Below are 5,098 nucleotides of genomic sequence, written 5' to 3' on the forward strand. Positions count from 1 at the left end.
GGTAAAGTTAAATCCCTCTACTGAAACACCGCAAAATTTACCCTTGAGTGGGGTGGTGAAGTTTGTTGGGCGTGAAAATGAATTGAAAAACCTGCATGAGATGTTGCAGGAAAATAATCAGATAGTAATTGCAGCTATTTCTGGCATGGGTGGAGTTGGTAAAACAGAACTCGCCCTACAATATGCAATCCAGCACTGCGAAATATACAACGGTGGAATTTGCTGGTTGCTAGCAAAGACTGGGGATGTGGGCATTCAAGTTGTGCAGTTTGCTAGAACGCAACTTGATTTAAAGCCGCCAGAAGATGTTGTTGATTTACTCACCCAAGTACAACATTGCTGGCGGCGTTGGCGTGAGGGTAATGTGCTGCTAGTTTTGGATGATGTCAGCGACTATGAGCAAGTTAAGCCTTACTTACAGTCGCTACCTTCTCGGTTTAAAGTGCTGATGACTACGCGGCAAAAGTTGGGACGCATCGCACTGTTATCTTTGGATGTGCTGCAACCAGAGGCGGCGCTGGAGTTGTTGAAATCTTTACTCAAAGAAACACCGGGGCGAATTGAAAAAGAATTAGCTGTAGCAAATCAGTTGTGTGAGTGGGTGGGATATTTACCTTTGGGTGTGGAATTAGTGGGGCGCTATCTGGCGCGGAAACAGGATTTATCTTTAGCAGAAATGTTGCGGCGGTTGGAGAAGAAGCGATTAGATGAGCGTTCCCTCTCTAAATCTAAGTCGGAAGCCGATATGACAGCACAACGAGGTGTGTTAGCAGCCTTTGAGTTGAGTTGGCAAGAATTAGAGGACAACGATAAGCAATTGGGCTGTTTACTAAGTTTATTTGCTGCCGCACCCATACCTTGGAAGTTGGTGGAACAGTGTTTACCAGAAGAAGATGCGGAAGATTTAGAAGAAATTAGAGACGATAGCTTGCTGAATCTACATTTACTCCAGCGCAAAGGTGAGGGAGTTTACCAATTGCATCCACTGTTGCGGCAGTTTTTCCAATATAAGTGTACAGGTTTAAAACAGGCAGAGGAATTTAAGCGAAGTTTCTGCAAGGTAATAGTAGCAGTTGCTAAAGATATTCCTGACTCACCCACCCTTCAGCAAATTAACAATGTTACCCCCGCCATACCTCACATAGCAGAAGTAGCGAAGAATCTCATTCAATATGTCAGTGATAATGATTTAATTTGGCCGTTCTTCGGCAACGCTCAATTTTATCAAGGTCAGGGATTGTATGACAAAGCAGTACCTTGGTGTAAGCAGTGTCTAGAAATCACTAAAAAACGCTTGGGAGAAGAACATCCAAATGTCGCCAGTAGTCTCAACAACCTAGCGTATCTCTACTACTGCCAAGGCAGATACAGCCAAGCCGAACCCATTTACATCCAAGCTTTAGCACTCACGCGCAAGCTGCTGGGAGAAGAACATCCATCTGTCGCCACTAGCCTCAACAACCTAGCTGGACTCTACTACTCCCAAGGCAGATACAGCGATGCCGAACCCCTTTACATCCAAGCTTTGGATATTTTGGAGCATCGGTTAGGGGTGAATCATCCCAATACTGTTACTGTTCGTGAAAATTTAGTATATATTCGCGATCGCCTCCCCCCACCATAGTAAAATTTGACTTCTGGGCAAAGCTTACCATGCTAAAACTTAGATACGCGAGCGATGTCTGACGACAAGCCGCTTTGCGTCTACGCCCAGACTAAAATTCATATTGAATTAAGCAAAAATGCCTGATTACTATTCAAAAGCAGCTTTTACTTCTTCAAAAGCAGCTTTTAATCTCACATTTTAGTGTTTTCCACAAACAAAAGCAGCTTTTACTTCCTCAAAAGCAGCTTTTTATCTCACATTTTAGTGTTTTCCACAAACAAAAGCAGCTTTTACTTCTTCAAAAGCAGCTTTTAATCTCACATTTTAGTGTTTTCCGCAAACAAAAGCAGCTTTTAATCTCGCATTTGGGTGTTTTCCGCAAACAAAAGCAGCTTTTACTTTCTCAAACCCCAGTTTGCTTACTCATTAGAGTAATTCACGCATTCATTTTGGTATATCATTGAGCCGAAAGCTGGCGTAGGCGTAGCCCGTCGGTGACATCGCTTTAGAAAAGAAGTATAAATCGACAAGCGATCACTGTTGTCGTCAGACATCGCTTCTAGGCAAATCTTAAAGGCTATTCCATTCTTCTAACGTGATTTCCCTCTCTAGAATAACCTCAATTTCCCGAATCATCAGCCGCAATTGTGGTACTGAATACTCATCATTAGAGGGAATAGTTAGCCGATGTTGCGCGTAAACCATAAACTGATGTCTTGTTCCAGAATAAGTCCCCTCAAACCCAATCTGTCGTAATTTCTTCACAAAATCCCGACGCTTACACGGTATCCATCGGCTCAAGGCTCGGCTCCTTGTTGAGGTCAATATTATCAATTACTGGTAGAGAATGTCCCAGCTTTAACCCAAGCAAAATCCAGTCTTCCAGTGTTGAGCGTAATTCATCTTCACACTCGCGCAAAGTCGATGCAAAGGCTATCACTCCTTTGCAAACAGGAATTCTACCTGTAAATGTATCATCTTCTAACTTGTCATAAATTGCCTGGGCGATCGCTCGGTCAACATAGTCGCTCAGAATAAATCTTATCGCCATGAAATCTTGCGTTGTGCTACCAGTTTAATTTTACGTTAAAAAATTTATTGTAAACCCATAAGCGATCGCCTCTCCTCAAATCAACAATAGACTACATGAGGCTACAAACTTACAGATTTTATGCAAAGCATACCGTGATAAAACTGAAAAGCGCGTTAGCGTTCGCGGAGCGTCTCGTAGAGAAGCTCACCGAAGGTATCGCCTAAACTAAAAGGTTCTCAGTACATATAGGACTCCTATTTGATTTTTGAACAAGACTCAGTACGGATTTATGCCTTCTTTCCTGTTCCCTATTCCCTATTCCCTGTTCCCTGCCCACACAAGTAAATTCAGGAATCAAACCGGATTCCTATAGTATGCTAGATACGTCTGTAAATCAGCTTGTAACCTTTACTGGGCAACAATAACAGTCGTTACAGTTCAGAATGAGCAACAAAACCCTCATGTAAAGACGCGATTTATCGCGTCTTCAAAGTGTAATGGGATACAGTTCAAATTCTCCACTTTCCGGTCACGATTCTTCAAATAAGCGAGCGCCTTGATGTAAACGTTCCGCAATTTGATAAGTTTGTCCTTGAGATCGCATTGTCGGAGAATGAGCAGCTAAATACCGAGATGCAGCCACTAGTATATGAATTCCAGCCGAAGTTTGACCGAGGAAAGAATACTGACGAAAAGCGGCTTCCATTTCTTGAATAACATGAAAATCACGGTTTTCTCGCAGCATCACTTTTCCCAGTTTTGCCATCAGCCTTTCAGCACTACCACCACTGTATAAATAATTAGCAACTAATTGCCCTGTCTGGTTTACTTGCTGCTGACGGTTTAATAAATCTGGTAGCTGCTGGAGTAATTGTTCGGGATTTTCGCCGATGTCTTTGGGTTCTGGTAGCCTTGCTGGTGGGACATTCAAAAAACGATTTAAATATACACTCATCGCCGCATCAAACACACCTCTTAGTAGTTCGACTGTTGGTACTCTTCGTAAAGCTTGATGTACAGCATTTGCAAACGTAAATGGATGGTGGGCTGAATTCCAATCTCCAAAATCATTATTAGTGTGGAAACGAGCTACTCGTAATGCCGCTGTATAAGTCACTACACCAGCTAATTGTTCTTCAGTACAACCTGCTTTCAGTGCATTCAATAGCGAGTCTGCGATCGCTTGTGGATCTTCACCTAATAAAATTGGTATTAGTTCATCTGGTTGTGACCAACTTCCTTGTTGAGATTTTCCCACACTTAATACAGTCGGTAATTGCTCAAAAGCCGACTCTAATATTGCCACCAAATCTACAGGGTAGCGCCAAGAGTTGGATTCTTCCATCCGCGAGGCATTGGCTAAACCCGAAACTAGACTAGCCAGAATTGATTCTGCTGCTTGCCAAGCTATAGTATCAAGTGCTTCTAATGCTTTATTGATAAAATCAAGTGTATGCCCAATATCAAGATAGCGACGATCCGTGGCAGCACAGAAAAGCATATCTGCTATTTGCTTGGAATTAGCTCCTGAACGAACAGCAGATACTAAACATCTTTGTGCCGCTTCCGCATCCCGCACCTGAATAAATTGGCGAAACCAGCTTTTGAGAGTCGCAAAATCTACTTTCGAGTTGGGTAATGGGTGAACGACAAACTCTGGTGGCGCCCCCGCGCTATCATTAGCTACTGCCGAAAGTCCGTGGAATAAAGCACGGGGTTTGTCTTCTACATCAAGATAAGGTAGTAGATTCATCATACAGGTATGGATAGTCAAACCTGTACTCCAACCCGCTTTGTTATAACGAGTGCCAAATTCTAGCCCCATGAGAAATGGTTCTGTCGGGTTCACCCCCATATCTAACAGTGCCAGCGTTGATTTTGCAATCACTAAAGAAATATTCTGCTCTAAACCGTCTTGCAGACGTTGGCGGTGGTGAGCATGAAGGTTAACTGGTGGTGCTAAATTTACCCAAACTTCGCCATTACGGATTTCTACCGGGAAAGAAGGAACATCATCTGCCCACGAGTCAAAGGTTCCACCACTAGCAAGGTCAAAGCGGGCATAATGCCAAGGACAGGTAACAATACCATCTTTGCAAGTGCTTCCTTGTAAGGGAAAGCCCATGTGAGGACAACGGTTATCAATTGCGTAAACTGTATTATTTGAGTAAAACAAAGCAATCGTATGTTTTTCCTTATGGACTAACAAACTGCCTGCTGCCTGAACTTCTGCAAGTTGAGCAACACGGATATAATCGTCTGTTTTCGTCGTACCTTCAAATATTTGAGTCATTTAATTGCACGTAGGTAAATGTCAAAACCCTTATTTCTACTCTGGCAAAGTTTTTCAAATTTGAGCATTTATGCATTCTAATTTTTGTTAACTTATGCCAATTTAAAAAATAAACATTTTTTGAATTGGTATTATAGAAGTCTTAAATCTCTGCCTTACAGGCTTA

At 42.5% G+C, this 5,098-nt stretch carries 4 protein-coding genes; 1 reads left to right on the top strand and 3 read right to left on the bottom strand.

Annotated features, from left to right (window positions below):
• Positions 1-1,624, top strand: a 1,624-nt coding sequence (locus IQ229_RS12440) for a tetratricopeptide repeat protein (protein WP_322743980.1), incomplete at its 5' end; no start/stop codon positions are given.
• A 552-nt stretch (positions 1,625-2,176) separates the two neighbouring features.
• On the opposite strand, the gene IQ229_RS12445 is transcribed toward IQ229_RS12440, so the two are convergent.
• From IQ229_RS12445 to IQ229_RS12455, 3 genes are all read right to left on the bottom strand, one after another.
• A complete protein-coding gene (locus IQ229_RS12445; RefSeq protein ID WP_194044097.1) occupies positions 2,177-2,407 on the bottom strand; it encodes a type II toxin-antitoxin system HicA family toxin in 231 nt (76 codons plus the stop codon).
• Positions 2,385-2,657 (bottom strand): type II toxin-antitoxin system HicB family antitoxin, encoded by a 273-nt coding sequence (locus IQ229_RS12450; RefSeq protein ID WP_194044099.1) that lies wholly within the window; start codon positions 2,655-2,657, stop codon positions 2,385-2,387. Before IQ229_RS12450 ends, IQ229_RS12445 begins: the two co-directional genes overlap by 23 nt.
• A 511-nt stretch (positions 2,658-3,168) precedes the next feature.
• Positions 3,169-4,932 (bottom strand): Rieske (2Fe-2S) protein, encoded by a 1,764-nt coding sequence (locus tag IQ229_RS12455; protein WP_194044101.1) that lies wholly within the window; start codon positions 4,930-4,932, stop codon positions 3,169-3,171.
• Positions 4,933-5,098: the final 166 nt, after the last annotated feature.

This window comes from Nostoc cf. edaphicum LEGE 07299 (assembly GCF_015207245.1).
In the GTDB taxonomy this organism is placed as follows: Bacteria; Cyanobacteriota; Cyanobacteriia; order Cyanobacteriales; family Nostocaceae; genus Nostoc; species Nostoc edaphicum_B.